At 40.3% G+C, this 25169-nt stretch carries 26 protein-coding genes; 7 read left to right on the forward strand and 19 right to left on the reverse strand.

Translation table 11 applies throughout. The features are described from left to right. The first annotated feature begins 287 nt into the window (after nucleotides 1–287). The 4 genes from M0221_RS08965 to M0221_RS08980 all read left to right on the forward strand — a co-directional run bounded on the left by M0221_RS08965 (nucleotide 288) and on the right by M0221_RS08980 (nucleotide 4176). A complete protein-coding gene (locus M0221_RS08965; RefSeq protein WP_483283604.1) occupies nucleotides 288–1640 on the forward strand; it encodes an 8-oxoguanine deaminase in 1353 nt (450 codons plus the stop codon). A gap of 578 nt (nucleotides 1641–2218) precedes the next feature. Beyond that, nucleotides 2219–3286 (forward strand): DUF475 domain-containing protein, encoded by a 1068-nt coding sequence (locus M0221_RS08970; protein ID WP_011513117.1) that lies wholly within the window; start codon nucleotides 2219–2221, stop codon nucleotides 3284–3286. A 186-nt stretch (nucleotides 3287–3472) separates the two neighbouring features. Next, nucleotides 3473–3997, forward strand: a complete 525-nt coding sequence (locus M0221_RS08975; protein WP_011514108.1) for a TIGR00645 family protein — start codon at nucleotides 3473–3475, stop codon at nucleotides 3995–3997. A gap of 35 nt (nucleotides 3998–4032) precedes the next feature. Beyond that, nucleotides 4033–4176: a hypothetical protein gene (locus tag M0221_RS08980; protein WP_483283605.1), complete on the forward strand. Its 144-nt coding sequence runs from the start codon at nucleotides 4033–4035 to the stop codon at nucleotides 4174–4176. Nucleotides 4177–4359: 183 nt separating this feature from the next. On the opposite strand, the gene M0221_RS08985 is transcribed toward M0221_RS08980, so the two are convergent. The 6 genes from M0221_RS08985 to M0221_RS09010 all read right to left on the reverse strand — a co-directional run bounded on the left by M0221_RS08985 (nucleotide 4360) and on the right by M0221_RS09010 (nucleotide 10458). Continuing rightward, on the reverse strand, nucleotides 4360–4707 hold the full coding sequence (locus tag M0221_RS08985) for a hypothetical protein (protein ID WP_227672994.1): 348 nt from the start codon (nucleotides 4705–4707) through the stop codon (nucleotides 4360–4362). 398 nt (nucleotides 4708–5105) lie between these two features. Further along, the gene (locus M0221_RS08990; RefSeq protein ID WP_483283606.1) at nucleotides 5106–5561 is read right to left on the reverse strand and encodes a MerR family transcriptional regulator; all 456 of its coding nucleotides are present in this window, start codon (nucleotides 5559–5561) and stop codon (nucleotides 5106–5108) included. Nucleotides 5562–5711: 150 nt separating this feature from the next. Continuing rightward, nucleotides 5712–6341, reverse strand: coding sequence for a hypothetical protein (locus M0221_RS08995; RefSeq protein WP_483283607.1), 630 nt, complete (start codon nucleotides 6339–6341; stop codon nucleotides 5712–5714). Between the two features lie 318 nt (nucleotides 6342–6659). Beyond that, nucleotides 6660–8063, reverse strand: coding sequence for a YjiH family protein (locus tag M0221_RS09000; RefSeq protein ID WP_483283608.1), 1404 nt, complete (start codon nucleotides 8061–8063; stop codon nucleotides 6660–6662). 99 nt (nucleotides 8064–8162) lie between these two features. Next, complete coding sequence (locus M0221_RS09005; protein WP_010199096.1) at nucleotides 8163–9122, reverse strand: arginase; 960 nt, start codon at nucleotides 9120–9122, stop codon at nucleotides 8163–8165. 235 nt (nucleotides 9123–9357) lie between these two features. Further along, nucleotides 9358–10458 (reverse strand): ornithine cyclodeaminase, encoded by a 1101-nt coding sequence (locus M0221_RS09010; protein WP_483283609.1) that lies wholly within the window; start codon nucleotides 10456–10458, stop codon nucleotides 9358–9360. A gap of 168 nt (nucleotides 10459–10626) precedes the next feature. Between M0221_RS09010 and M0221_RS09015 the strand changes: the two genes are divergently transcribed. Next, entirely contained in the window at nucleotides 10627–11058 is a 432-nt protein-coding gene (locus M0221_RS09015; protein WP_149492220.1) for an Lrp/AsnC family transcriptional regulator, read from the forward strand. 215 nt (nucleotides 11059–11273) lie between these two features. Next, nucleotides 11274–11408, forward strand: coding sequence for a transposase (locus M0221_RS09020; RefSeq protein WP_483283610.1), 135 nt, complete (start codon nucleotides 11274–11276; stop codon nucleotides 11406–11408). Between the two features lie 44 nt (nucleotides 11409–11452). On the opposite strand, the gene M0221_RS09025 is transcribed toward M0221_RS09020, so the two are convergent. The 13 genes from M0221_RS09025 to M0221_RS09085 form a co-directional block, all read right to left on the reverse strand. After that, nucleotides 11453–12127, reverse strand: a complete 675-nt coding sequence (locus M0221_RS09025; protein ID WP_483283611.1) for a glycosyltransferase family 2 protein — start codon at nucleotides 12125–12127, stop codon at nucleotides 11453–11455. Between the two features lie 44 nt (nucleotides 12128–12171). After that, on the reverse strand, nucleotides 12172–12969 hold the full coding sequence (locus M0221_RS09030; RefSeq protein ID WP_483283612.1) for a class I SAM-dependent DNA methyltransferase: 798 nt from the start codon (nucleotides 12967–12969) through the stop codon (nucleotides 12172–12174). Further along, nucleotides 12953–13813 (reverse strand): PIG-L deacetylase family protein, encoded by an 861-nt coding sequence (locus M0221_RS09035; protein ID WP_483283613.1) that lies wholly within the window; start codon nucleotides 13811–13813, stop codon nucleotides 12953–12955. The genes M0221_RS09030 and M0221_RS09035 overlap by 17 nt, the downstream gene beginning before the upstream one ends. Beyond that, a complete protein-coding gene (locus tag M0221_RS09040) occupies nucleotides 13801–14889 on the reverse strand; it encodes an acyl-CoA dehydrogenase (protein WP_483283614.1) in 1089 nt (362 codons plus the stop codon). The genes M0221_RS09035 and M0221_RS09040 overlap by 13 nt, the downstream gene beginning before the upstream one ends. Nucleotides 14890–14908: 19 nt before the next feature. Next, nucleotides 14909–16510, reverse strand: coding sequence for a trehalose-6-phosphate synthase (locus M0221_RS09045; RefSeq protein ID WP_483283615.1), 1602 nt, complete (start codon nucleotides 16508–16510; stop codon nucleotides 14909–14911). After that, on the reverse strand, nucleotides 16507–17388 hold the full coding sequence (gene otsB, locus M0221_RS09050; protein WP_483283616.1) for a trehalose-phosphatase: 882 nt from the start codon (nucleotides 17386–17388) through the stop codon (nucleotides 16507–16509). The genes M0221_RS09045 and otsB overlap by 4 nt, the downstream gene beginning before the upstream one ends. A gap of 223 nt (nucleotides 17389–17611) precedes the next feature. Then, nucleotides 17612–17935: a hypothetical protein gene (locus M0221_RS09055; protein ID WP_483283617.1), complete on the reverse strand. Its 324-nt coding sequence runs from the start codon at nucleotides 17933–17935 to the stop codon at nucleotides 17612–17614. A gap of 57 nt (nucleotides 17936–17992) precedes the next feature. Further along, a complete protein-coding gene (locus tag M0221_RS09060) occupies nucleotides 17993–18724 on the reverse strand; it encodes a nucleotidyltransferase family protein (protein WP_483283618.1) in 732 nt (243 codons plus the stop codon). Further along, a complete protein-coding gene (locus M0221_RS09065; protein ID WP_483283619.1) occupies nucleotides 18717–20066 on the reverse strand; it encodes an XdhC family protein in 1350 nt (449 codons plus the stop codon). Before M0221_RS09065 ends, M0221_RS09060 begins: the two co-directional genes overlap by 8 nt. 97 nt (nucleotides 20067–20163) lie before the next feature. Then, nucleotides 20164–22617, reverse strand: coding sequence for a molybdopterin cofactor-binding domain-containing protein (locus M0221_RS09070; RefSeq protein ID WP_483283620.1), 2454 nt, complete (start codon nucleotides 22615–22617; stop codon nucleotides 20164–20166). A gap of 2 nt (nucleotides 22618–22619) precedes the next feature. After that, on the reverse strand, nucleotides 22620–23612 hold the full coding sequence (locus M0221_RS09075; RefSeq protein ID WP_483283621.1) for an FAD binding domain-containing protein: 993 nt from the start codon (nucleotides 23610–23612) through the stop codon (nucleotides 22620–22622). Beyond that, entirely contained in the window at nucleotides 23609–24307 is a 699-nt protein-coding gene (locus tag M0221_RS09080; protein ID WP_483283622.1) for a 2Fe-2S iron-sulfur cluster-binding protein, read from the reverse strand. The genes M0221_RS09075 and M0221_RS09080 overlap by 4 nt, the downstream gene beginning before the upstream one ends. Before the next feature lie 138 nt (nucleotides 24308–24445). Next, a complete protein-coding gene (locus M0221_RS09085; protein ID WP_262498151.1) occupies nucleotides 24446–24589 on the reverse strand; it encodes a hypothetical protein in 144 nt (47 codons plus the stop codon). Between the two features lie 294 nt (nucleotides 24590–24883). Between M0221_RS09085 and M0221_RS09090 the strand changes: the two genes are divergently transcribed. After that, entirely contained in the window at nucleotides 24884–25126 is a 243-nt protein-coding gene (locus tag M0221_RS09090) for a hypothetical protein (RefSeq protein WP_483283623.1), read from the forward strand. The last annotated feature ends 43 nt before the right edge of the window (nucleotides 25127–25169 follow it).

Below are 25169 nucleotides of genomic sequence, written 5' to 3' on the forward strand. Positions count from 1 at the left end.
CACTAGCAAAACACCATAGCCGTTTTTTTCTTCTTGATTAACAGGGTATAGATCATAAGTCACATAGGTCAAGCAGAACACAAGTTACTTAATAATTGACAACACGGTTGTTTTTTGCCAAGATATTTATGAACAATGATTTGGAGGCGATCATTAAATAGCCGTGATTTTAAATCAACTACTATTCACACCTTTCCGGTTTGTGTGTTAGTAGCTCCTACATCCGGGTTTAAGCGATTAAGATTTTTCTTAATCTTTTCTAAACCTGATGACTAATAGGAGTCACTATGCAGGTTAAATCTCAAAGAACTTGGATCAAAAACCCCCTCGACTGTTTAGACCCCGCTTATGCTGGCGGTATCGTTATTCAAAATGATCTTATTGTCGAATTAATAAGGGCTGGTGAACAACCCTTACGAGCGGTTGATGAGGTAGTGGATGCTCATGAACACGTTCTTATACCCGGCTTAATCAATAGCCACCATCACTTTTATCAGACATTGACCCGTGCTTTTCCTGCCGCCTTAAACAAAAATCTCTTCCCTTGGTTACAAAGTCTTTATCCCGTTTGGGCCAGACTAACCCCTGAAATGATAGCAACATCTACCCAAATAGCGCTTTGCGAATTACTACTCTCTGGTTGTACTACAGCCAGCGATCATCATTATTTATTTCCCAATGGTTTAGAGCATGCTATTGACATTCAAGTAGAGCAGGCAACCAAACTGGGTATCCGCGTTCACCTTACCCGTGGCTCAATGAGCTTAGGTGAAGATCAGGGCGGCCTGCCTCCTCGAACCACCATTCAAACAGATCGCGAAATCTTAGATGATAGCCAGCGATTGATTAAAGCCTATCACCAATATGAAGATGGCGCGATGACCCGCATAGCACTAGCCCCCTGCTCCCCATTTTCTGTTAGTGAAGAATTAATGCGAGCAACGGCTGATTTGGCCCAAGAGCTTGATGTCAGATTACATACCCATTTGGCCGAAACCCATGATGAAACAGACTTTTGTATAAAAATGTTTGGCGTGCGTCCCGTTGATTACCTTGAGCGCGTTGGTTGGTTAAATAATCGTACATGGCTTGCGCACGGTATTCACTTTAATGATGAAGAAATAGCACGATTGGGTAAAGCGAATGTAGGTATTGCCCACTGCCCTTCATCAAATATGCTATTAGCATCAGGACAATGCCCTACCATTGCCCTGCAAGCGGCGGGTTGCCCTGTCGGTCTTGGTGTTGATGGGTCCGCGTCAAATGACGGCTCGAACATGATTGGCGAAGTCCGCCAAGCATTATTGTTACAACGCTTGCGCTATGGTGCTGAAGAAATAACCCATCAAAAAGCGTTTGAATGGGCAACTATAGGCTCGGCAGGATGTTTAGGTCGTGATGATATTGGCGAAATAGCGGTAGGTAAACAAGCTGATATAGCCCTATTTAAACTTGATGAAATACGCTTTGCGGGCGCAGGATCTCCTGTTGCAGCACTATTACTTTGTGGTGCAACCAAAGCCGATAAGGTAATGGTTGCCGGTAAATGGCGTGTATTAGAGGGTCAAATAGTCGGTGTCGATATGAATCAATTGATGGCGAAACAAATTACGCTAGCGGCGGATTTAGCACGTGCTTAAAAATATGTGAATATAAACTAGATTGATGGAAATAATAGTGGTTGCCTAATTAGCATTCAAACATTCAAACATTCAAACATTCAAACATTCGGGTATGCGCTATAGATAATAATATTAGATTCACTAAAATATAGAGAACCTGATATTACTATAGTCAATCCACTATAAATCGAACAAAGTGCTACTGGGATAAGTTTTGCGCCGCCTCTGTCTGCGCAGGCACAGTAAGCAAGAAAAATTTATCCCAGTAGCACGTTATAATATTTGTACTTATTTTATTTAAGACTGACTATAGAAGTATTTCAAGCCCTTGAGATGATCAAATTTTAGTGCTTTTCTAATGAAGTCATCTTTTATTGGCATAATAATTTTAGATAACGTACAAGATATTTTTTGACGCCAAACCATAGAATATTATCTATAACAAACACGTTCACAATTTTATATAGAAGATTCTTTAAGAATACTTTATATTTTATTAAAAATCACACATGGAGAAGTGGCTAGCGATAGCCACTTTTTTTATGCTGCGTCTATAATAGACAACCTTAGCTTTACGCAACCAGACAGGATGTGTCATGAGACATTTTTATTTAGACTTCATCTTCACAGCTATCGCATTGATGGTAGCTGCATGGTGGGGATATTCACATGGCGGTATGGGCGGTTTGATAACCACCCTTTCTATTACTGCTATTTTGGCCGTCATGGAGATTTCATTATCCTTTGATAATGCAGTGGTCAACGCCTCAGTCCTTAAAGGCTGGGACGAGTTTTGGAAAAAAATATTTTTAACCGTTGGTATTTTAATTGCTGTATTCGGTATGCGCTTGGTATTCCCAATTGTCATCGTTGCGGTTACCGCAGACCTTGGCATGATGCAAGTGATAGATTTGGCATTGAACGACCCTAAAGAATACTCAGCAAGACTGATGGCACATCATGCTGAAATATCAGCCTTTGGTGGTATCTTCTTGTTACTCGTCTTCTTAAACTTTATCTTTGATGATAAAGAAGTGCATTGGTTTAACTGGCTTGAGAGCCGCTTAGCAAAGCTTGGCAAAGTCGATGCCATGAGCGTGTTTGTCGCTCTAATTGTCCTGATGTTCGCTGTATCTTGGGCCAGTGCGGAGCAAGCTTCTGCCGTACTGATTGCGGGTGTTTGGGGTATCTTGGTCTATCTTGGTGTCCAAGTTATCTCTGGTATGCTCGAGGGTGACCTTGAGGAAGACTTAGAAAATGAAGAAAAGGGTTCAGGCGCCGCAGCGACCAGCGCGATTATGAAGGGCGGTATTATCGGTTTCTTATACTTAGAAGTTCTTGATGCTTCATTCAGTTTCGATGGTGTGATTGGCGCATTTGCAATCACCAATGACGTTATTGTGATTATGTTAGGTCTGGCGATTGGTGCCATGTTTGTGCGTTCGATGACTATTTTCTTGGTAGACAAAGGCACACTTGATGAGTTCATCTATCTAGAGCATGGTGCGCATTATGCCATTGGTGCTTTGGCAATTATTATGCTGCTATCAGTGAAATTCCATGTACCAGAGATTATTACTGGTTTGATTGGTATTGCCTTTATCGGTTGGGCATTGCTTGCTTCACTTAAGCATCGCAAGCAACAAGCGAAGGCGATTACTTAGTGTTAATTTTAGCTCAAGTTTAAACGCTACGTTCAAATTAAGAAAAAGCGCTTTAGTAAAAAATCGTAGTTATGACAGGTTGTATCAAGCGATTGGTATGACCTGTTTTCTGTCACGGATCACTTTCTATTGCCTAAGATAAGCATCTTACTTTATAACGCATATTCCCAAAAACAAGAGATATACATGATAAAGAAAGCTGAACAAACATTAGAGAAAACAATATTTAATAGTCGTTGGCTACTAGCCCCATTTTATTTGGGTCTAGTGATCGGTATTATTCTACTATTTATCAAGTTTTTCCAAGAACTATGGCACATGATTACCCATGTGTTTACTGCTTCTGAAGCCGATGTCATCGTCGGCACGTTGGCTCTTATTGACATGTCACTGGTCGCAAGCTTATTACTCATCATCATATTTAGTGGCTATGAGATCTTTGTCTCAAAAATTGATACAGGTGATCATGAAGATCGTCCTGAATGGATGGGAAAAATCGATTTTTCTGGTCTGAAACTTAAAGTAATCGGTGCCATCGTTGCCATTTCTGCCATTGATCTTCTCAAATCATTTATGGATATACCCAAAGAGATGAGCGATGCTGATGCTGATGTATTGATGTGGAAAGTGATTATCCATATGACGTTTGTATTATCTGGCTTGTTGTTTGCTTTGATGGATAAGATTGTCGGTGATACTAAAAAGCACTAAAAAAAATTTCAGTACAAGGTGTAGTGGGATAATATATGGCACAGTTTTCAGAAAATCCACCCGTACAAGCAATGAGTCTTGTTGTACCGGGTATGCCTGTCGGTAGCCCCAGTATGGAGTATAAAGATAAGTTTGAACCGTATCAGAGTATGCAGCGTAATAAGGATAGCATTACCTAAGTCTACGCAGATATCGACTCGGTTCAGCAGAAATTATAGTCGGGTAGATATTTTTCCTATTGTCTGAATCTAATCGCTATAAACCAAGAGTATCCATTCAATTAATTGGTGAATTGAATGGATACTGATCAGAGGTTTTACTCTTTATATATATAGACTTCATAGCTGTGAATGCCATAATCTTCAACTGGTAATTTTACGAACCAATAAAGTAAGTTTGTCTTTGCCATTATCAACTGTAGCTTCCTTATCATAGGCGACGGTCGTTTCATGTTCCGCAACATCATCACCAACTTTAAGAGCCGTAACGACTTTAGCCGTATGTTTATTATAGGGCTTTACTGTCAGGTTATACTGAAACTCAGTGTCAACAGCGATCGATGCCATCTCTTCAGCATTTACAAGCATCACAGGTGAAGCAATTAACTCACCATCTTTAAATACAGAGGTAGAAACTTTATAAGCATCAGCAGCAAAGCATGATCCTGACGCCAACACGGTAGCTACTAACAAACCTAATTTTACTTGCATCTTAATTTCCTTATTTATAATCAATGTATAGTCAATTCCAAATAAAACAGATACGTTATGTTCCAACGCAGTACTGGTATAAATTTTTCTGGCGTGCTGTGACTACGCTGACAGAGGCTGCGTAAAATTCATCCCAGTCCTACTGTATCGCTTTAATACTGAACTCACTATAACTATTCGACAATATTTATAGCCCACTAAAAGTCTGATATTTCATGCATTCTATAACGGAAGCGCTATATCTTGAAAGTGGGACATTACTTATGTAGCGCAGTCGCTGTCTCTTTTAGCTAAGCAACTGCTTCACTTAGTTAGTTTCTATAGGTTTGATATACATCTGCAGGTATTCACGAAAAAAACAGTCAGCCTTCAAGTTTGTGAAGTTAGGCAAACTTGAATTAAGACGGCGTATCACTTGGCAGTAGCTCCGCTATTCGTTTTTGCCATTCATCTTTAGAAAGAAGCGTATTATTATTTGATTTCATTTCTTCTAATACCCTATAACGAGTAGTAAGCTGATTAATGACATTAGTAAGAGCCGCTTGTTCGCTTTTCGCTTGAGCAAGCTTTTCAGAAACGGCAAGCATTCGTTTATCGATACTGAAATTGCCATCGTAATAATCATTAAGACCACTCTTAATTTCATTGAGACTAAAACCGACAGCTTTTATGTTTTTAATTATTTCGATACGCTCAATACATTCTGGATGAAACTCTGTATATAATCGTGACCCTGCCTGACGCTTACGAGATCTCAGCAATCCCAATTCATCGTAATGGCGAATAGTATCTTTAGTCGTATTGGCTTGTTTTGCCAATGCCCCTATCAATAAAAAGGCTGGATCAGATTTCATGTAATAATCTCGAAAAGGTACGTTTATCTTATTTTAGACAAGTATACCTCAATGAAACCAGTGTAAACCGACTTCTTCTATCCAGAGTCATTTGCCATAACATTTCTTATGAAAAAAAGTGCGGTTCACGAGCCATGTCATGGTATTCCTTTATGTAATTTCATAACCATTTTCAATTAATACTTTATAGATTTCTAAAACCTCATCTAGAATCTTTATAGCCATCGTGTCATCTTTCATCATTTGCCACGGCTTACTAGAGTTTCTCCAATCGAAAGGCTCAAACTTGTCCTTAGCGGGCCACCAGTTAGAACTTTCAAACTGCTTATTTTTAATATTTTCGTTTAGTAATCTGTTTATTTCACTTTTATGTTCACTTGCAAATTCAGAATGTCTGAATTTTCCTAAAAATCTTACGCCTAAGCTTGGTTTATTATAATAATCTTGAAATTCAAAACAAATAATTCCAATATTTTCTATACTTCCGAAGCTGAATTTTTCATACTTATTATCTACTTTCATATTTCTTAGAATAAGTTTTTGAGGACAACTTTTAGCATTTAGGTATAAATCTAATTTAAGCTTTCCGACAAACTCTTTTTTCATTTTTTCAACATTATTATGGAAAGCCAGGCTAGCCTCTATAGTATTCTTATTTCGTCTCATAATTTCTAAAGCTGTTTTACACTCATTCATATCTCCAACCTCCGTAAACTGTTTTTTCTTGATACTTGTCTGTGAGGTAATATTGATGTTCTTAGAGACCGCGTCCTTGCGCATATGGTGACCCATGATTTGTGTGATAACGAGGCTAAAGCGGTCAAAGTGACTTTTGTCATATAGCGTGGTATACATTACAGACTGCTCTATGTATCAAAGCGGTGTCTTGACGCGGATAATAGCGACCAAACTTATGCAGTTGTAGTTGGTCAGATACCTGTTGCACGATGTATGATTAACCTTGCAAAACGATGATCTTGTGAGTAGCTTGATATTGATAGCAAAAGACCACCTTGATAAGTGATCTTTTGCTGCTTATTCTTTTTTCAGATATTCTTTTTTTCAGATATAGTGCATTCAGTTTTCATGAAACCCAATTTAAAAAATCATATGAGCACATAATGCAATAATTGGTAATGAAATAATGGTTCTTAATAGAAAAATTATTAACAACTGAAAAAAGCTCACTGGAATTTTTGTGCCTAGAATCAATCCCCCTACTTCTGACATATAGATCAGTTGAGAGACTGACAAACAAGCGATGACAAACCGCGTTAACTCTGATTCTATTGAAGAGCCGATAATAGCAGGCAAAAACATATCTGCAAAGCCCACCATAATGGTTTTTGACATTTCTGCTGCAAAAGGTATATTCATTAATTCTAAGAATGGAATAAACGGCATACCTAAATAATCAAATACAGGTGTTTCTTCTGCAACGATTAAACCCATCGTCCCGATTGCCATAACAACAGGCAATATTCCGATCCACATATCCAAAATATTTTTTAACCCATCATTTAAGAAAGTAAAAAAGCTTGGACTCTTTTCTGCTTTGTGAACGGCTTTATGTAAACTATGGGTAAATAACGTTTTTCCTTCAGGAATGGTTTCATGATCTCTATCACTATTTTCTACTACATACGTATTGTCAATTCTAGATAAAGGCAATAACCTTGGTACTATTAAAGCACAAACAATCCCGCATAAAGCAACCACCCCAATCATATTGAGGAAGTAGCTTTCTAGCTTAACCTGAGAGATGACGACCAAACAGAATGTAATCGAAACTGCTGAAAAACTGGTAGCAATAACAGCTGCTTCTTTTTTAGTATAAAACCCACCTTCCAATTGTTTATCAGTTAATAATACGCCGATAGTGCCATCACCCAACCATGACGTCAAACAATCTACAGAGGACCTACCGGGCAAACCAAATAGAGGTCTCATCACTTTACTTAATAAAACACCAAAAAATTCTAATAAGCCAAAATCAAGCAATAACGGTAGCAGTAATCCAGCCAAGAAAAACACAATAAAAAGTATTGGCATTAATTCATATAATATTAACCCACCGATATTATCTGAATATATTGCCTCAAACCCAAATTTAAAATAGGTAACGACAACAAAAAACGCACCAAGCATTCTAATAATAAGCCAAGGTGTTGTAACGTTCAGTAAATTATTTAAAAACGCATTATTTAGAATAAATGAAGGTTTCATTATTTTAGTATATAACGTACAACACAGTGTAATCATAATGGATATTACAACAAACATTGGCAACAGGCTGCCCATGTAACCCTGTATATAATCCTTTAATACAGAGATAGGGATGGTAAATCCTTCTGCATATGATACAAATTTACCATCTACATAGGGAATTGGAAATACGAAGAGCAACAAACCTATTATAGAGGGTATAAAGAATTTTAAAAACTGTCTGGTACTGATACTGCTAACGTCTTGACTTGAAGAACTAGATTTAATAATGTCCATATTATTGTTACTCGCAGTCCATTTTTTAACTAACCTAAATAAGTATTTGCAATAAATATATTTAGGCTAGATGCTTTAACTTATTTTAAACATTTAATATCAGTAATTCTTTAAAAGAGACTGCGTAACTTTTTCTAAAATTTTAAATATTCTGGTTGAGTCATCTTTTGAATTGTTATACAAAGGATTGATTTCTGCCATCTCCCAACAGCATACTTTTTTATTCTTGATTAACTCTATGTTAAGTTGCATGGCTTGTTCATACGACAGACCATTCATTGCAGGCGTACCAGTTCCTGGCACGTACAAAGGGTCAACGCTATCAACATCAAATGAGACATAGATATGATCGCAATACTCCAATTTTTTGAAGATTTCCTCTACTGTGGAACTGATGCCTTTTTGAGTTATCTCAGCAACGCTATATAAAGGGATTTTATGTCTTCTAATTAAATCCATTTCTTCTTCTTGATAATCTCTAACGGCACAAAAGACCACGTTTTCTGGCTTGATTGAGGGTTCATCAGATGCCATAAATTTCAATTTTTCCCAATACTCTTTTTCTTTTTCAGAAAGCTCATTGCGCTGGCATTCTAGATTGTCAATGGCACACGCCATCGCCAAAGGCATTCCATGCATGTTTCCTGATCCACTGGTATAGGGCGAATGAAAGTCAGCGTGTGCGTCTATATAGACCACACCAATTTCAGCATCAGGATGCGCCATTTTTAGGCCATGCATCGTTCCTGCGCAGCTAGAATGATCTCCAGCTAAGACGATGGGGAATTTATTCTCATTTCTTATATCTTTTATTTTATGTGCTAACTTAGAGATAATCGGTTCAATCACATCAGCATACTTTGCATGCGCAAATTGTGATTCCCCCTCACTGTTGCTATCATCCTCAATACTGTCGAATTGCAATTTTTCAAAATAATCTGCATTAAGCTCTTTCGATGACGCTTTTAATGCATCAATGCCTAGAGAAGCGCCTTTTTTATATCCTGCAATATCTGAATAAACTTCTACTATTCTTATATTTTTCATCATATCAGTCATGATTTTTTTCTCTATTAAATAAAATAATTTTTACATCATTTAAATTAAATTCATTTTTATATATTAAAGCTCTTGAAAATTAGCAGATATATTTAAAACAATAAACATATCCATAACTGTCCAAGAGCCTTGCTAAATATAGATAAAATTTAAAAAAATAATGCAGATTTTAAACGCTACACAAAATGAGAAGTGCTTGTCGTTTTGTAGTATTAATAACTATTGTATTAATCACTTACGATATAGTCACAGATTCAGCTTCATTCGTCACTAGGCTATGATCTTTGCTATGTGCTTTCACTACCGAATATAGGTTTTTAGGGTCAGCTTGTTGCGGGATTAGATCTAAAATCTCATACCCTCCCTGCTCTCTGATTAAGTCGCGTAAGAAGACCAACGCCGTAAAGTCTTCTGAAGCAAAACCAACACCATCAAACACGATTAGATCATCTGCTGACGTTCGAGCTTGCACTTCACCTTTGAGGATGCGATGAAATTCAGTAACAGGGAAGTCGCTTGATAGATTTTGAATCTCTCCCTCAATGCGTGTCTGAGGCTCAAACTCCACAATCACATGGTCTGCTCGCATTAATATATTGCTATCTAGCTCTGTTTTACCAGGACAATCACCGCCTATCGCATTGATATAAACACCTTTTGTGATTATATCGTCTCGTAAAATAGTGGCATTGGTTTTATCAGCCGTACAGGTAGTAATAATCTCTGCACCTAAAACAGCTTCCTCTAACGTGCGACAAACAATCACTTTCAGACCTGAGTCTGCAAGGTTGTCAGCCGTTTTCTGTGATGCCGCTGGATCAATATCATACAAACGAACTTCTGAGATACCCATGATGGCTTTCATGCCCAAGGCTTGAAATTCAGACTGAGCACCGTTTCCTATTAGTGCCAGTTTTGTAACGCTTTTTGGCGCGCAATGTTTGGCCAGCATAGCTGATGTGGCAGCCGTACGTAATGCCGTCAGGATACACATCTCTGTCAGCAAAATAGGATAGCCATTTTCGACGTCAGACAATATACCCATCGCCGCTACGGTCTGCAAGTTTCGTTTGGTATTGATTGGATGACCATTGACATATTTGCAAGCAAACATCTCTCCATCGCTTACTGGCATCAACTCAATGACACCGTCTTTGGAATGCGAAGCAAAGCGAGAAGATTTTTCAAACTGATCCCAACGAAGAAAATCTTGCTCTAAAGCATCCACTAGATCTTTAATACATTGCTCAACACCATAATCATGAATCATTTTAGCCATCGCTTGTACACTAACGAATGGCACGCCTTCCTTGGGTGATACGATAAATTTAGACATTAATGCTGTTCCTTTTCATGAATATTGTTTGTTGAACCGACAATTAATATCCTACCAACTATAATTGTCAGTTAAAATGTCAATAAGTTATTAAATATGGGCCTATTTTTGACATATTGTTAGGTGTTACTTAGCATAATGTCAAAATTCAATGGAGGAAGCGTTTTTATGGCGTATTACACTTATGATTCTTTAGATAGCGAACTGATATCTGAACTTCGACAAGATGGTCGAGCAACCATCTCAAACCTTGCTAAAAAACTCAAAGTCTCTCGTGCCACTATCCAAAACAGATTGGATAGACTGATGCATAACGGCGCTATTTTAGGATTTACGATTCGAGTGCATGAGGCACTAGACAAAGAAACCGTCAAAGCAATGATGATGATTGAAGTAACAGGAAAGTCTACGTCACAAGTGATTAGGAAACTGCGAGGTATCCCGCAACTGATTAAGCTACATACGACCAATGGGGCATGGGACTTGGTAGGAGAGATACACACGACAAGCTTGAGAGAGTTTGATGAAGTACTGCGTCAAGTAAGAGAAATTGACGGCATTCTGAATAGTGAAACCAGTGTTCTGCTTTCGAGTTTGTAATATAGCTATACCCAGAAAAATAGGTTCAGCGCAGCCGAAGGTTCAATTCCCTAGTGAGGACTTGAATCGTAGGCTGTAGGCTGTAGGCTGTAGGCTGTAGGCTGTAGGCTGTAGGCTGTAGGCTGTAGGCTAAGGGTATCAATGGTTTGATGTAATGGCATAATAAAACTGGACAGCTTCTAAGAGGTTAGCTGAACCCAAAGAAAGAAAATAGTATGGCCAACAAACGCAACCAATATATCCAAGAAGTCAAACTTGAAGCTATCAGCTTAGTGGTTGATCATCAACGTAAAATACCCGATGTAGCAAACTCACTTGGTATTGGTAGATCAACTGTAGTGGTCAACTAATTTAGAACATCTGACTACTACAGTACAGTCTCATATTGCATATCTTAATGTATATTGTTTTGTTCTAAATGGGTTAGAAATGCTGCAAAACCTTCAGTTGCTCGAGCCTGTAGTCGGCTACTGGTCATTACACGGACACGATTGCTCCAAGTGATGGCATAGTTTTGAGCTTCAAATCTACTAACCAAGTCCACATCCTCATGACAAGGTATAGATGCAAAGCCGCCAACAGCCAGATAAGCCTCACTACTAAAACTTAAATTTGCTCCATGAATATGATGGTGTCCCATTCTATCTTGGTAATGAGCGATATAATCCTTTCGAGTTTGCTGTGTTAACCGTGCCCAACTGTCAACTTGCACTACGCCGCAAATCATATCTGTCGGCTGGTGGCTAGTATGTTCAATCTGCTGTGCCAACCAATCCACAGTTACCACGGAGTCAGCGTCTGTACAGGCAATCCATGTGGCACCATTTGTGATCGCATGACGAATACCAATATCTCTCACCCTTCCCACACATTGATAGTCACAGCATAAGTAATCAATGCCAGCGGCTTTGACGATGGACTGCGTATTATCAGTGCAGTTATCCAACACCACTAGCGGATACGCTTTAATCGTTGAGGGCAATTGCTCGATAGCGGTCCGTACTGATGCCAAGCATTTAGCGATGGTCATTGCCTCATTATGAGCGGGAATCACAATGCCAATTTTCATAGCCTATTCACCTCTCTACTCAGTTTTTTAAAACTTACACTCTGTTATATCAAGTTTTCTTGCATGGCTACCGAGCTTGGAGAACGTTGCCAAACGTCTAATAAGAAATCATTGTCTATCACTTGGCTTTGATGATTGAACGCAACCTGATGCTTCTCATTATTTGCAAAGTTAAAGGCATGTTGCAGGCGCCGATGTACGGTTTCACCTGTCATAGCAAAGCCATCAATAGCATAGCGCCAATGACAGCATAGCAATGTACCGCCTATAGCAAGGTTTTGCTGAGTCCAAGCGATCACTGTATCAATATCATTGGGTGATAAATAATATAAAATTTCACTAATGACAATTAAATCAAAGGCTGGCTCTATAGTAGGTGTATCGTTTGATAAAGGATAAGCCTCTATGATTGCCTCCTTTAAATTTAATAATCTATTAGGAACCACACCTTGAATAACCTTAACATGAGACAATTCTGCTAAGCGCTCTTTCGTAAGTTGCACTGCCCGTTGATTCCCATCGATACTCACTAATGCCCGACAACGTTGAGCTAATAATTCACTAAGCACGCCGTTTCCGCAGCCCAGTTCAATGGCATTGTTATATTGAGATTGGGGCAGTATCGCTAGACAAATATCACGTTTTCGTTTTTCATACCAGCGAGTTTGATACTGCCATGGGTCCGTATTGTCATTATATAATGCGTCAAAATACGATTCTGAATAAGCAGATGATTGGCACTTAGTAGCAGAATTATCGTCTAAGACAGTTTTATCATAATCTACACTATCAACTAAATTATCGGCATTCATTAATGGCTTAGGTTCAGAGGTGTGATTCATATAAATAAACCTCCCAAGGTTGGCTGATTCTAGCGATCGTTTGCGCGGATAAAATAGGCGGATTGCCCGTACTGTCATCAGCAGTGATTTGACTTTCAAAGCAGGCAATGGCCTTTATTTTACGCTGTAGCTGCTCAGTGGTTAAGTCGACTCTTTTGGCACAGTGCCAAGGAATACGGCTATCCGCAGGTTTTGCCCAATGCCATGCCCAAATCAACACTTGATAACAGGCTAAATGATGATGCTTGGCAAATGAGACCACCACTTGTCCAGTTGCTTCATGGTCAGGATGCCCGTCATGCATAAAAGGCGTTATTAAAATATCGTTAGGTTTAATAATGGTGGATAGTTTCTGGTGAAACTGATCTTGTTGGGCAAAGACATTGCCATCTGTTAAGTCTAAAGCAATAGTCATAACTTGATGGGCCACACTCAATACTTCTAGCGCTCTAATACTTTCTTGTGGACGGATGATATTAAGCTTTTCTTGAGAATAAACGTGCGAGTTTGGATGACTTTGTGTGCCATTAGTCACGTGAATAAGAACGATAGGATTGCCATTCGCCGCCAGTTGTTGCAACAGACCGCCACAGCCTAGCACTTCATCATCAGGATGCGGGGCGAAGATACAAACACGCTGATGCGGGGCAAAGCTTTTTGCAATATCAAATCGAGGCATGTCTTGCAGGCCTGACCAGTTTTTCCAGGCATCTTGACTGGTGCCATCACCTTCAATAACACGGTCACCTACAATCGGATGGTTGCCTTCAGGAAAAGCAACATGGGTAGCAGCATTATCTTTGGTGGCAGGTTCTACAGCCTTATTGGATATTATAGTTGCCATATATTGTCCTGCCCATCAGTTAAGTCATTGGCTAAAATACCAGTTAATTCGCCGATTTTCTGTAAGTCAACAGCGCCATGACTTTGGCGGATAAACACGGGCAGATCGGCTGACAATCTTGCAAAATGGGCATTGCGACAAAATGGCGCTGCTCCCAATGCCTGCCCGACAACCTCCATTACTTGGCGAGCGACTTTCTCAACTTGTAATCTTAGCTGGCGTATGGCAAGTTCATGACTCAGCTGTGGCTGGCTATCTATTAAACCAGCAACATAATGAAAATACTGCTGAGTGACTGCCAATGCCGTACTAATTTGACCCAAATACATGGCTTTATAATCGTTTGGTTTTTGCTCATAGGCGCTGATTAAATAGTCTGCTAGATAAGCGGTTGCCCCATACCAGCAAGCAGCAACGCCCGCCGCCCCATGCCAAAACCCCACACGTTCTAGATAAGCATTGGCTGTCCCAACTTGATTGGCTGTCACCTTACAAAACTGTAAAGTCGCTGTATCAGTGGCTTGCATCCCTATCGCCCGCCATTCCTCGTTATCAATCTCAATGCCAGTTTGCTGCATATCTACAATAAGTAATTGCGATTGTCCGTTCTTATCACGATAGGTCATTAGCGCGCGATCAACAATGTTGGCTCCGGAACACCACTCTTTTGTACCGCTGATTTTACCCTGCTGATAATGAATAGGATCGGAGTGACCCTCTGCTGCCCAAACAGCCCACAACCCTTGATCAGCTTTAGCATAGCCCACCTCATGTAAAATACTTAGCGCATCCAAGTGCGACTCAAACCATTTTGCAATCGTTAAATCGATTCCTGCAACGTAGGCCAAGATCTGCCAACGGATCAATGTGCTTGATATTGCACCATTTACATTGGTAGCACCACTTGCCGGATGCGGGACTTTCTTGCTATAGGTGATTAAGGCTTTTAGAATGTCATGACGTAATGCATCAGTTAAGCCAAGCGTCCTAATGGTTTGATTATCAGTATGTATGATATTGTCTATACTGGCTTTAATCTCTGATAATAAAGGATTTTTTGCATCTAACGGTAGCATAAGGGTCTCCTGATCGTTCTTATGAGTCAGACATTTGGACTGTGACAGGTTTCAAAATATCTGTTTGTCGCCTTTTAACATCATACAGATCATCTAAAAAACTCTGCTGCCAAGCTTGCAAGTTATCTTTTTGCAGTCCTTGCAGTAGCGATTGATAGCGCGACTGCCGCTCACCTAATGGCATCGTCAGAGCAATGCTTAAACCTTTTGTCATACTTTTTGGTTGATGTGGGTCGATAATGACTGCGGCTTGCATTTGCGCCGCTGCTCCAGCGTAACGTGAGAGCAATAGCACGCCAGGATTATCAGGATTTTGAGCGGCAATATACTCTTTGGCAACCAGATTCATACCATCTTTAAGCGAATTGACCCAGCCGATATCACTCTGCCAAAACATCGTCATTAATGTCTCGTGGCTTATTACGCTTTCGTCATAGCTGATAGCTTGCCAATTACCTGTAGAAGCATCTTTTGTATATTTATGAGGCAAAAACTGCTGATTAATATCATTAACAGCAGTTTTAACATCATGATGAAGTCGTTGATAAGCAGGCACATCTAAGCGACTAGGACAGGCGATTTGTAATAATTTCAGTTGATTCTGATAGGACGGATTTTGCTGTAAAAAATTGCGATATGCTGAAAAACGCTTTAATAAACCTTTTGAGTAATCAATTCTATCTACTGCAATAATCTGTTGGGCGTTAGACTTTATGCTTTTTTTGCTCTGATGGGCTTTGACGTATTGTACTGAGCACTGCGCAGACAAATGGCTAACCTGTTGTTGGATTCTCTCCACATTCACACCGATTGGATAAGCCTTAACCATTAAAGAATGCTGGGATTTTAAATCTAAATTGAGCAGTAACTGCACATCAGATGATTTATATAGACTAGCAGCATGTTTGTCGTGTAAAACATTTATTGGTGAGAGCTCTAAAGAACATACCTCTAAAATCTTATCTGTTAAATAATATCTGCAAACCACAAGACAGTTGGCTCTACCTTGATGAGTTTGTGTACCAAGTACGTCATAATGAGCAAGGTGCCTAATGAGCTCATCGCTTTTATCAAGCGATTGCCAAAATGGCAATGAGACAAATGGGATGTGTAAAAAAAATCCGATACGATTGTGAATACCCAACTGCCTACAATGATATGCCACACTTAAAAAGTGATAATCATGAACCCAAATCACATCATCAGGCTTAATAATCTTCTTTAATTGCTTAGCAAAAAGACGGTTTACCTCTTGATAGCCTGCGTAATCCTCTGGTGTTTCATGAATTAAATCAGGTCGCTCGTGCAATAATGGCCACAATACATTATTGGCAAATCCACAGTAAAACTGCTGATATTGCTTAGTCGTAAAAGCAGTGGTCATATAAGTAATAGAGGTCTTACCCTGTGATATATCTATGCCTGATAAGACGGCTTGTTTGGTAATACTAAATTCATGAGAGAAATCATCATCAAGTATATTAACGATTTCACCATTCCAGCCCATCCAAACGACTGATTTTTCCATCAATACGTCTTGCAGTGCTATCGCCAGTCCGCCTGCCATTGGATTTTTATCAGGCATTTTAACCCGATTAGACAAGACGATTAAGCGGCTCATATCACGTGCCTCACTGTTTCTTTTGCTAGCATTGAATGCTCTTGGCAAAAGCTTAAAAAGCTATTCAGTAACATGGTGACCTCATGAGTATTACGTACATAGTAATTGGCATGCGTAGCCTCACTACCAACCTTAATCCCCATTCCTTTTAATGGCTGTGGTTGACTGACTATTATTTGATTTTCACCTTGTACAGCGATAAACCCTGCTTCATCCGTAATATCATCACCGATAAAAATAGGGAAAACACTATTACTACTCTGCATTCTTTTTAATAAAGTCAGAATTGCGCTACCTTTATCCACTCCTTTTGGCACTACCTCCCAAACATATTTACCGGATTTCAATGTCCAGTTAGCATAAGTTTTTAAGGTTTCTACCATGAGAGTATAAGCCGCATCAGCCAACACAGGGTTCTTTCGGAAATGGAGGGCGACAGAATAGGGTTTATTTTCTACGGTGAGGTCATCAAAAGGAATGCAAGATTGGATAATAGACTTTCTTATTACAGCAAGTTCCATGATGTCAACAGATACAACGTGTGTCTCATTATGATCACTGATATCATCAAACGCTATTTCTAGTCCATGCGTTGCGGCAATCGGTAATGTTAAAGGAGACAGCATTTGCCTTGCTTCAGCCAAACTGCGTCCTGTTATGACAGCAAGTTTTACACCATGGCTTTGTATTTTTTGTAGAAGAGTTAAGGTTGATGTTGGGATAACACTGTCTTTTGGATTCAGTGTGAAATCAGCTAACGTACCATCTATATCTAGAAACAAATAATAATTTTGCTGAGGGCATAAATAGTCAGCAAAGTTTTTTGGCAGAATATAAATAGGTCGCCTATTTATGCTGGGATTTCTTCCTGAAGTCACGTTTCTTCCCTTTTAATATGAGAACATTTTTCGCTCTAACACCACCTAAGTTTGAAATAATTTAGCTGCTAAAAGTTACTGTCGTTTTTAATATAGATCTATAGGAAGGCCACTATTAAGCAACTAAATCTAATAAGAAGTGTGCCATAGCTCCAGTAAAAATCTAGTGACCAGAGTGTGCTGTTTGACGTGAGTTCTGTAACTCATTAAACACGGTTGCCATTTATAGCAGACCGCTATACATTGTATGTAATTCAATGGCGCTTAGCTTTTCGTGTAGTGCGCTCATTTGTAACTTGCAGCTCTTGTAATACGCTACTTTGTCTTTTTCTTTGTCTTCTAAGCTTTTTTGATAAGTAAAATCTTCCAATAGCATTAAACAATTTGTAATTAACTTGAGATTATTTAATGATAGATCCTCATACTTACCCAAAGCATGCGACTTGATTTTTGAGCGTAATTCAAATAATCCCAAATTACTGTCTTGATAATATTTTTTAATCAGTTCGTCCCTTGATTCTACGCTACTCTTATCATTTTCTTTCATCGCAACCCTCAAACTATATGCTCCTGTACTTATAACTACCCATTTTCTTATAAATGATTAAGCATCAAGCCAATGCTGTTGTCTGGCATAAAAAAGCTGTTTGGGCGTATCGATATCATAGCTAAGTTGATGGTTTATGACCGTACTTAACTCATTTGATGGTAAGGCTCTAATAAAATGGCGCAGACCTTTATCCCCTATCAGTGCTGGTTGCCACTGTTTGAGACGCTCAACGTTAATGACTATCGGAAGACCGGTGATATTATTTTTACTTGTATTAGTAGAATACACTTTATCTAGACATTGATAACGACTAGCGACCACTGTGCTTTTGAACGCTAACAATTCTTTCAAATGCTCACTATCTAACAATACTTGATCTACCCCCATGATTAACACTCGATTAATCAATGAGATCTTCAAGTTAGTCAGAGCTTCAATACCAAGAGACAAGCTATGCGCCATACCCGTTTTAGGTATTAAATTCATCACGGTATAGATTATTGGATTTTGACGGACCAACTCATTAATCGCATCAGTGATTGCTGGTTGATCTTTAGGAAGGACAACAATAACGGCAAGAGGCTTTGTGGCTAATGCTATTTTAGTCATATAACAGATGAGAGGTTCGCCATGCTTGCTGAGCAGTTGCTTAGATTGACCAAGACGCTCGCTCAGACCGCTTGCTAAAATAATAACAGCGTGGTTTTGTTCATCATTTTCTGTACTATTGGGCAATGGATTTTTGGTTGGTAAAGTAGAATTATTAGTATCAACATCGCTAGTCATGGGCGTAATCATTTTTATAATTATTGAAGCCTGATTGCTCTGAAGCGTCCAGATTATAGTAGCTATTTGGAAGTGATATTTGCGGCGCGTGTCCATGAATCACCGCGCTCATTTGTGCCATGATACTGAGTGCCAATGCTTCAGGTCCATCCCCACCCAACTTATAACCGATAGGATAATGCAGTTTACGAATACCATCAGCTAAAATATGTGGGTTAGCACTTGTCTCACTAATTTCTTTGATTAAACGCTCAGTACGATAGCGAGGTCCCAGTTGTCCAAGATAACGATATTGAGCAGAATGCTCTAGTAGTACGGCTAGTCGGGCGTGGTCTTGAGCCAGACTATGAGACATCACAGCAACGGCGGCGCCAGCACTGAGATTGAGCAATGTTTCGCTATCATCCAAAGCCACGCACAGTACTGAGTCTGCTTGGCTAAAGCGCAGACGTGTTGCATATTGGGGTCGACTGTCTATGACGGTGACATGCCAATCCTGTAACTTTGCCATTGTCACCAGCGGTATAACATCGTTACCTGCCCCGCAAATCACTAATCGTGTCTGTGGGTAAATCCGCTGAAATAACCACTCACTCTCATGCTTCCGATTACCTGTAGCTTGTAGCTCTAGATCGCTCGTTAACTTAATGTATTCAGCATTTTTTTTATGAAACTTATGCTTTGATAGTTTTTGAATGGTATTTAACAACATATCATCTATAAACGTATTCGAATCGCTTATCATGTTGCGGTTCAAATATAAATCGGTCAGACTTCCTGCTCTTAAATACTGATTTAAATAAATACGGCTACCAACTTTCATTTCTGGCACTTTAATCTTTGCACTATCCGACCTAATAAGCGTAGCAATGGTTGCTGACTGTTGAGTGTGACGAACCTGACGAATTAAATCGAGTAGCGGTATTGCTGTCGCTAAACGCTCAAACAATACATGCACTCGTCCATTACAACCCAAGCCAAAATTGAGCTCGCCCTCTAAAAGATCGTCTTCAGACCTATCTTCATCTTTGACAGTAGTGCCTTCTTCTACAACAGTTGAATCAGGATCGCCATTGTTATGATATCCAATGTCATCCCCTGTTTGGTATATCTGGACGCTCGCGCCATGACGGGTCAGCCAAAATGCACGTTTGATAATATGCGGCTCAAGGCAGCCACCACTAATCATTCCCACCGAACGTCCATCGGCGCAGATAAGCATCATCGCCCCTGGTTGCCGATACGCCGAGCCTTCTGTACGAACTACGGTAGCTAATACGGCATCGATGTTTTGTTGTATCGCTTGCTCAGCAAGGTCAAGGATATCAGCAGCTTGATTCATAACGTTCCTTATAGACTTATCAATAAGCTTAGAGAATAAGCTAAAAAAACCCGCTGTTTAATCGGGTTTTTTTAAGCAAAACAGTATTTGATAAGAATCAATCTGGCAGTTGGTCAATAAGCTTATCTAGAGTAATAGGGAAGTCTCGAACCCGGATACCGACCGCATTATAGATAGCATTTGCAATCGCTGCTGCAGCGCCTGAAATTGCCGTTTCGCCAATCCCTTTGATATGCATCGGATTGGTATAACGATCATCTTCTTCTAGCAAAATAACATCCAATTGCGGTACGTCAGCATTGACAGGAATATGGTATTCAGAGAGGTCATGATTACATAAGCGACCGTCATGCTTATCATGGATAACCTCTTCCATCAAAGCTGAACCTATGCCAAAAACCATACCACCATAGCACTGTGAAGTAGCAGTTTTGTGATTGAGGATACGCCCTGCGGCAAATACGCCCGTCATACGCTTGACTCGAATCTCGCCCGTCACTCGGTGCACAGCGACTTCGGCAAAATTGGCACCAAATGAAGATTGGCGATGGGTTTTTTCATTTTTACCCGGTTTAATCTTGCCTTTAGCACTTAACTTTTGGTCGTCATATTGCGCGATAATATCGGCTAGGGAATAACTATTATGGCCACTAAAATCATATTTGCTTTGTTTAGCCTCCTGCTTCTCCGGCAAGCGTTCCAATACAGATTCAGGGAGAGGCACGCTCGTTTTTTCTGCTAACTTCTCTACAAGTTCAGTGGTGACATCCTTACCAGATTCAATGATAGTCTCTGTTACTGTAACTTCATGCTCTCCTATTTCGCTGATCTGACCGTCATTTAGCTGGATGGTGTCGGAATATAGTCCAACTTTGTCTGCCAGCATTTCACGCAATTGCTGACACGCCAGATAAATACTGCTACCTGAGCTTGCCGCACCCATGCTACCGCCTGAACCAACGGCTGGCGGCATACTGGTATCGCCAAGTTTCATCTCAATATGGTCAACCGGTAGACCAAGTAGGTCAGCAGCAATTTGGGTAAATACGGTATAAGAGCCCGTACCAATATCGGTCATATCCGTTTCAATAATGGCTTTGATCCCAAGCGTTTTTGAGTCATCGAGTTGTAGGGTTGCTCTTGCTTCAGAAAGCTTTAACTGATTACCACGGGCAGCGGCAGCCATACCGATACCCAACCACCAGTCTCCTTCTAAGCTCTTGGCGGGCATCTTATTGCGCTTCTCCCAACCAAACTGCTCAGCCCCTTTTTCCATACAGGCGATCAGCTGCCGAGTTGAAAAAGGTATTTCTTTACTAGGATCCTGATGAGGCTCATTACGACGGCGTAGCTCTATAGGATCCATATCTAATTGAATGGCCAACTCGTCCATTGCACATTCAACAGCAATTAACCCCACCGCTTCCCCAGGGGCACGCATAGAACCTGATAGCACTTTATTGACATCAACCATCTGATAGTCGACCTGACGATTTTCACCGCGGTATAGATAGTGAGTAGACAGCGCTGCAGGCTCAAAGAAGCTCTCGCCGGGTAAGTTACTAGTAATAGTATTATGGATAAAAGTATTAATAATACCGTTTTTATTACAGCCGATGCCAATCCGTTGGCGCGTATCTGAGCGCCTTATGGTGGTTTCCATGACTTGCGGGCGAGTCATCACAATCAATACCGGACGCTTTAGCTCTTTTGCAGAAATGGCCGCGGCAATCGATTCAGGTGCAATACCAAGTTTACTGCCAAAACCGCCACCAACGTAATGAGCAATCAGTTGTACATTATCTGGATCCAAATTTAAGGCATCCGCCACTTGTTGTTTGCAAGATGACAACATCTGATTGGCCGTATACAAGACTAACTTTTCATCCTCCCAATAAGCCAATGTAGCATGTGGCTCCATGGGCGAACTACTCTGGCTTGGCGTATGATAAATCTGATCAAACGAAACCTCAGACTCTTTAAGTCCTTGCTCTGGGTAGCCCTGCTTATAATTCTTGTCTGAGCCTTTTTTTTCATCAACCGAATGCGCATTTCCCAATGCTGAGCTGAAATCTATCACAGCATTTGCTGTTTCATCTTCATAAGTCACCTTGAGGGCTTTTGCGCCTTCAGTAGCCGCTTCAAAGGTTTCAGCGATTACGGCAGCTATGGGCTGACCATGGTAAAAAATCTCAGCGACTCCTTGAGTGGGTGCTTTTTTCTCTCCGCCTTGCTGGGCGTTACGCAAAAAATGCTCGGGATCAGTAACCACTTTAATAATACCTGGAATCGCCTCTACTGCATGGCTATCGATGTACTTTACCTTGCCTTTAGCAATGGTCGCACCCACTAAGACGCCGTAAACCTGTCCTTCAATATAAAATTCTGCGCTATAAGTCGCTTGTCCACTGACTTTCAAGGAACCGTCTACACGGTTGATAGGTTTACCAACCAATTGACTGGCAGTTTTATCAAAAAGAGTATCAACTGGGTTATCCATGGTCAGTTTTTTTGTGGGTTCTGATGGCAGTACTGCGTCCAATAGTGACATGATTATGCTCCCTTACCCGTTAGTGCGCGCTCAATAACTTGCTTTAACAAGCGACGCGTCAGCGGTATCTTAAAGTCGTTCTGACCACTACCCTTGGCATCTTTTAATAGCAAATCTGCCGCTTGCGAAATAATGTCGACGTTACCGTCTGTACCTATAAGTAATGCTTCAACCGCTTCATTACGCCAAGGCTTAGTGCCAATACCACCAAATGCCAAACGTACCGTTTCTAATTTTCCTTGATTATTGACGTTTATTACTGCCGCGCATGACACTAAAGCAAAGGCGTAAGAGGCGCGATCACGAACTTTGTCATAAGTGTGCATGCCTTTCACTGGAGCTGGGAGAACAATATGAGTAATCAGCTCCCCTGTCTCTAAGACAGTTTCGATATTTGGCGTGTCTTTTGGCAAGCAATAGAAGTCTTTAATCGGAATCTGGCGCGAGGTGCCGTCTGCTTTGAGCGTCTCAATAGTGGCATCGAGTAAGCGCATCGCTACCGCCATATCTGATGGGTGCTGAGCAATACAATCATCACTCGTTCCTAAGACAGCAAGCGGACGATTTTCACCTTTAATAGCGGGACAACCAGAACCAGGATTGCGTTTATTACAAGGACTATCGGGCTGATAAAAGTAGTAACAACGGGTGCGTTGTAATAGATTGCCGCCTGTGGTCGCTTTATTACGCAATTGTCCTGAAGCCCCTGCTAGCATCGCCCGAGCTAATACAGGGTAGCCTGCCGTAACCGCTGGGTGCGCGGCCAAATCACTATTTGTCACCAGCGTACCGATGCGTAACCCACCATCAGCAGTAGCCTCTATTTGTTGCAGCTCTAAGCGCGTAATATCAACCAATTTTTGAGGAGTCTCAATCTCAATCTTCATTAAATCTAGTAAATTGGTGCCGCCGGCAATAAAAGATGTATCCTCAGGCGTGGCAAACATCACGGCTTGTTGCGGTTCGAGGACACGAATATATTCAAAGCGTTTCATGAACGTTCTCCCTTAGCACTGGCAGCATTGGGAACATTAGCAACATTAGCAACATTGGCAGTTTGCTTTACCATTGAATGACCGCCAATTTGTGCCTCGCTAGGCGGCGGCGACCAAATACCGCTAATAGTTAGAGCAGCTGCCTCATCATTGCATGTATCGTTAATCACTGAAGAAGAATCTGATAGTTGGTTTTCGAGTACCTGTGAGATGGCTTTGATAATATTAGGATAGGCTGAACAGCGACAAATATTACCACTCATGCGCTCAGCAATTTCTTGTACTAACAGTCCATTAGGATTTTGCAAGTCAGTAGTCACATGACTTGGCCACTGTTGTTTTATTTCCTCTATCAATGCCGTTGCAGAACAAATTTGTCCCGGTGTGCAATAGCCACATTGAAACGCATCATGGTCTTTAAAAGCCTGTTGCAATTCTGATAGCGATTCAGGTAGTCCGATACCTTCAATGGTGGTAATCTCATCACCATCGTGCATGACCGCTAATGTCAAACAAGAATTGATTCGTCGACCATTAATAATCATAGTACAAGCGCCGCATTGCCCATGATCGCAGCCTTTTTTTGGTCCTGTGATATGTAGATGGTGACGACATACATCCAGCAATGTCGTTCGCGGGTCAAGATTATCAAACTCATAATCCTGCTGATTAATCTTTAACATTAAATTAGACATGCTGGCTTCTCGCTGGCAAAAGATAATAAAATATTAGATTAGGTCTTGTAACTAGTCTATAGATTAAATGTTAACTGTTAACTACATTCAGTTATTGCTGTTGTATTTTTCGGAACCATGAGATTTTGGTAATTTGAACTACGAACCCATAATGGGCGCAGTTCGACTAATTTCCGACTGCGCTACTTGTTCAGGTGATCCTTGTGCTACAATTTTCCCACCTTCATCACCAGCGCCCTGACCGATATCAATAATCCACTCGCTACTTATGGCAACCTGCATATCTTGCTCAACCATAATAACGATATTGCCAGTGTCAACAAGAACCTTACAATCACCTAGTTAGCTCTATCAGTACCAGTCAAAATACAAGAATGTCGTATCTCTAAAGAAAATTGGAGCAGTTAGTAACAGTCGTAACCTTTCGTCAAGTTTCATAAAGCTACGCAACGTCATAATCCTTTATCATTTCCTTTGTCGACAGAGTAAGGCTTCATCAAGACATTTTGTTTGATGGTAAATCTTGCTTCTCAATCAATAATTCATGTTTGAATACGAATTTGGAAGGAAATGATAATGAAAAATACAATGATAAGCGTTATTGTAGCTGCTACCGTTTGTTTTGCTATGATTGGTCAAGCAAGTGCTGCACCCGCGCCGCATGTTGCAAAACATCATGTTACCCATCCAAAGCAACATAAAGCTCCTCAGAAAGTAATAGTTAAAAAAGTTGCAAATAAGAAGGTTGCACATAAGAGAGTTGTGGCTCAACACCATAAACCTGCACCTAAAGTCGTATATGTTCAAAACCGTCGTTAATTAGCATACATTTAATGGTATTATCTGATGAAAAATAGCTCCT

The organism is Psychrobacter sp. ANT206 (genome assembly GCF_056880555.1).

What these genes read in the sequence shown, in the direction of transcription:
- M0221_RS09030 (WP_483283612.1), bottom strand. Translation starts at nt 12,969, where the DNA reads ATGAATCACACCTCTGAACCTAAGCCATTAATGAATGCCGATAATTTA.
- M0221_RS09090 (WP_483283623.1), top strand. Translation starts at nt 24,884, where the DNA reads ATGAAAAATACAATGATAAGCGTTATTGTAGCTGCTACCGTTTGTTTT.
- M0221_RS09085 (WP_262498151.1), bottom strand. Translation starts at nt 24,589, where the DNA reads ATGCAGGTTGCCATAAGTAGCGAGTGGATTATTGATATCGGTCAGGGC.
- M0221_RS08990 (WP_483283606.1), bottom strand. Translation starts at nt 5,561, where the DNA reads ATGAAATCTGATCCAGCCTTTTTATTGATAGGGGCATTGGCAAAACAA.
- M0221_RS09075 (WP_483283621.1), bottom strand. Translation starts at nt 23,612, where the DNA reads ATGAAACGCTTTGAATATATTCGTGTCCTCGAACCGCAACAAGCCGTG.
- M0221_RS09070 (WP_483283620.1), bottom strand. Translation starts at nt 22,617, where the DNA reads ATGTCACTATTGGACGCAGTACTGCCATCAGAACCCACAAAAAAACTG.
- M0221_RS09000 (WP_483283608.1), bottom strand. Translation starts at nt 8,063, where the DNA reads ATGGACATTATTAAATCTAGTTCTTCAAGTCAAGACGTTAGCAGTATC.
- M0221_RS08980 (WP_483283605.1), top strand. Translation starts at nt 4,033, where the DNA reads ATGGCACAGTTTTCAGAAAATCCACCCGTACAAGCAATGAGTCTTGTT.
- M0221_RS09025 (WP_483283611.1), bottom strand. Translation starts at nt 12,127, where the DNA reads ATGAAAATTGGCATTGTGATTCCCGCTCATAATGAGGCAATGACCATC.
- M0221_RS09065 (WP_483283619.1), bottom strand. Translation starts at nt 20,066, where the DNA reads ATGAATCAAGCTGCTGATATCCTTGACCTTGCTGAGCAAGCGATACAA.
- M0221_RS09080 (WP_483283622.1), bottom strand. Translation starts at nt 24,307, where the DNA reads ATGTCTAATTTAATGTTAAAGATTAATCAGCAGGATTATGAGTTTGAT.
- M0221_RS08975 (WP_011514108.1), top strand. Translation starts at nt 3,473, where the DNA reads ATGATAAAGAAAGCTGAACAAACATTAGAGAAAACAATATTTAATAGT.
- M0221_RS09040 (WP_483283614.1), bottom strand. Translation starts at nt 14,889, where the DNA reads ATGCTACCGTTAGATGCAAAAAATCCTTTATTATCAGAGATTAAAGCC.
- M0221_RS09010 (WP_483283609.1), bottom strand. Translation starts at nt 10,458, where the DNA reads ATGTCTAAATTTATCGTATCACCCAAGGAAGGCGTGCCATTCGTTAGT.
- M0221_RS09045 (WP_483283615.1), bottom strand. Translation starts at nt 16,510, where the DNA reads ATGAGCCGCTTAATCGTCTTGTCTAATCGGGTTAAAATGCCTGATAAA.
- M0221_RS08970 (WP_011513117.1), top strand. Translation starts at nt 2,219, where the DNA reads ATGAGACATTTTTATTTAGACTTCATCTTCACAGCTATCGCATTGATG.
- M0221_RS09020 (WP_483283610.1), top strand. Translation starts at nt 11,274, where the DNA reads ATGGCCAACAAACGCAACCAATATATCCAAGAAGTCAAACTTGAAGCT.
- M0221_RS09015 (WP_149492220.1), top strand. Translation starts at nt 10,627, where the DNA reads ATGGCGTATTACACTTATGATTCTTTAGATAGCGAACTGATATCTGAA.
- M0221_RS08995 (WP_483283607.1), bottom strand. Translation starts at nt 6,341, where the DNA reads ATGCGCAAGGACGCGGTCTCTAAGAACATCAATATTACCTCACAGACA.
- M0221_RS08985 (WP_227672994.1), bottom strand. Translation starts at nt 4,707, where the DNA reads ATGCAAGTAAAATTAGGTTTGTTAGTAGCTACCGTGTTGGCGTCAGGA.
- M0221_RS08965 (WP_483283604.1), top strand. Translation starts at nt 288, where the DNA reads ATGCAGGTTAAATCTCAAAGAACTTGGATCAAAAACCCCCTCGACTGT.
- M0221_RS09060 (WP_483283618.1), bottom strand. Translation starts at nt 18,724, where the DNA reads ATGACTAGCGATGTTGATACTAATAATTCTACTTTACCAACCAAAAAT.
- M0221_RS09005 (WP_010199096.1), bottom strand. Translation starts at nt 9,122, where the DNA reads ATGACTGATATGATGAAAAATATAAGAATAGTAGAAGTTTATTCAGAT.
- M0221_RS09055 (WP_483283617.1), bottom strand. Translation starts at nt 17,935, where the DNA reads ATGAAAGAAAATGATAAGAGTAGCGTAGAATCAAGGGACGAACTGATT.
- M0221_RS09035 (WP_483283613.1), bottom strand. Translation starts at nt 13,813, where the DNA reads ATGGCAACTATAATATCCAATAAGGCTGTAGAACCTGCCACCAAAGAT.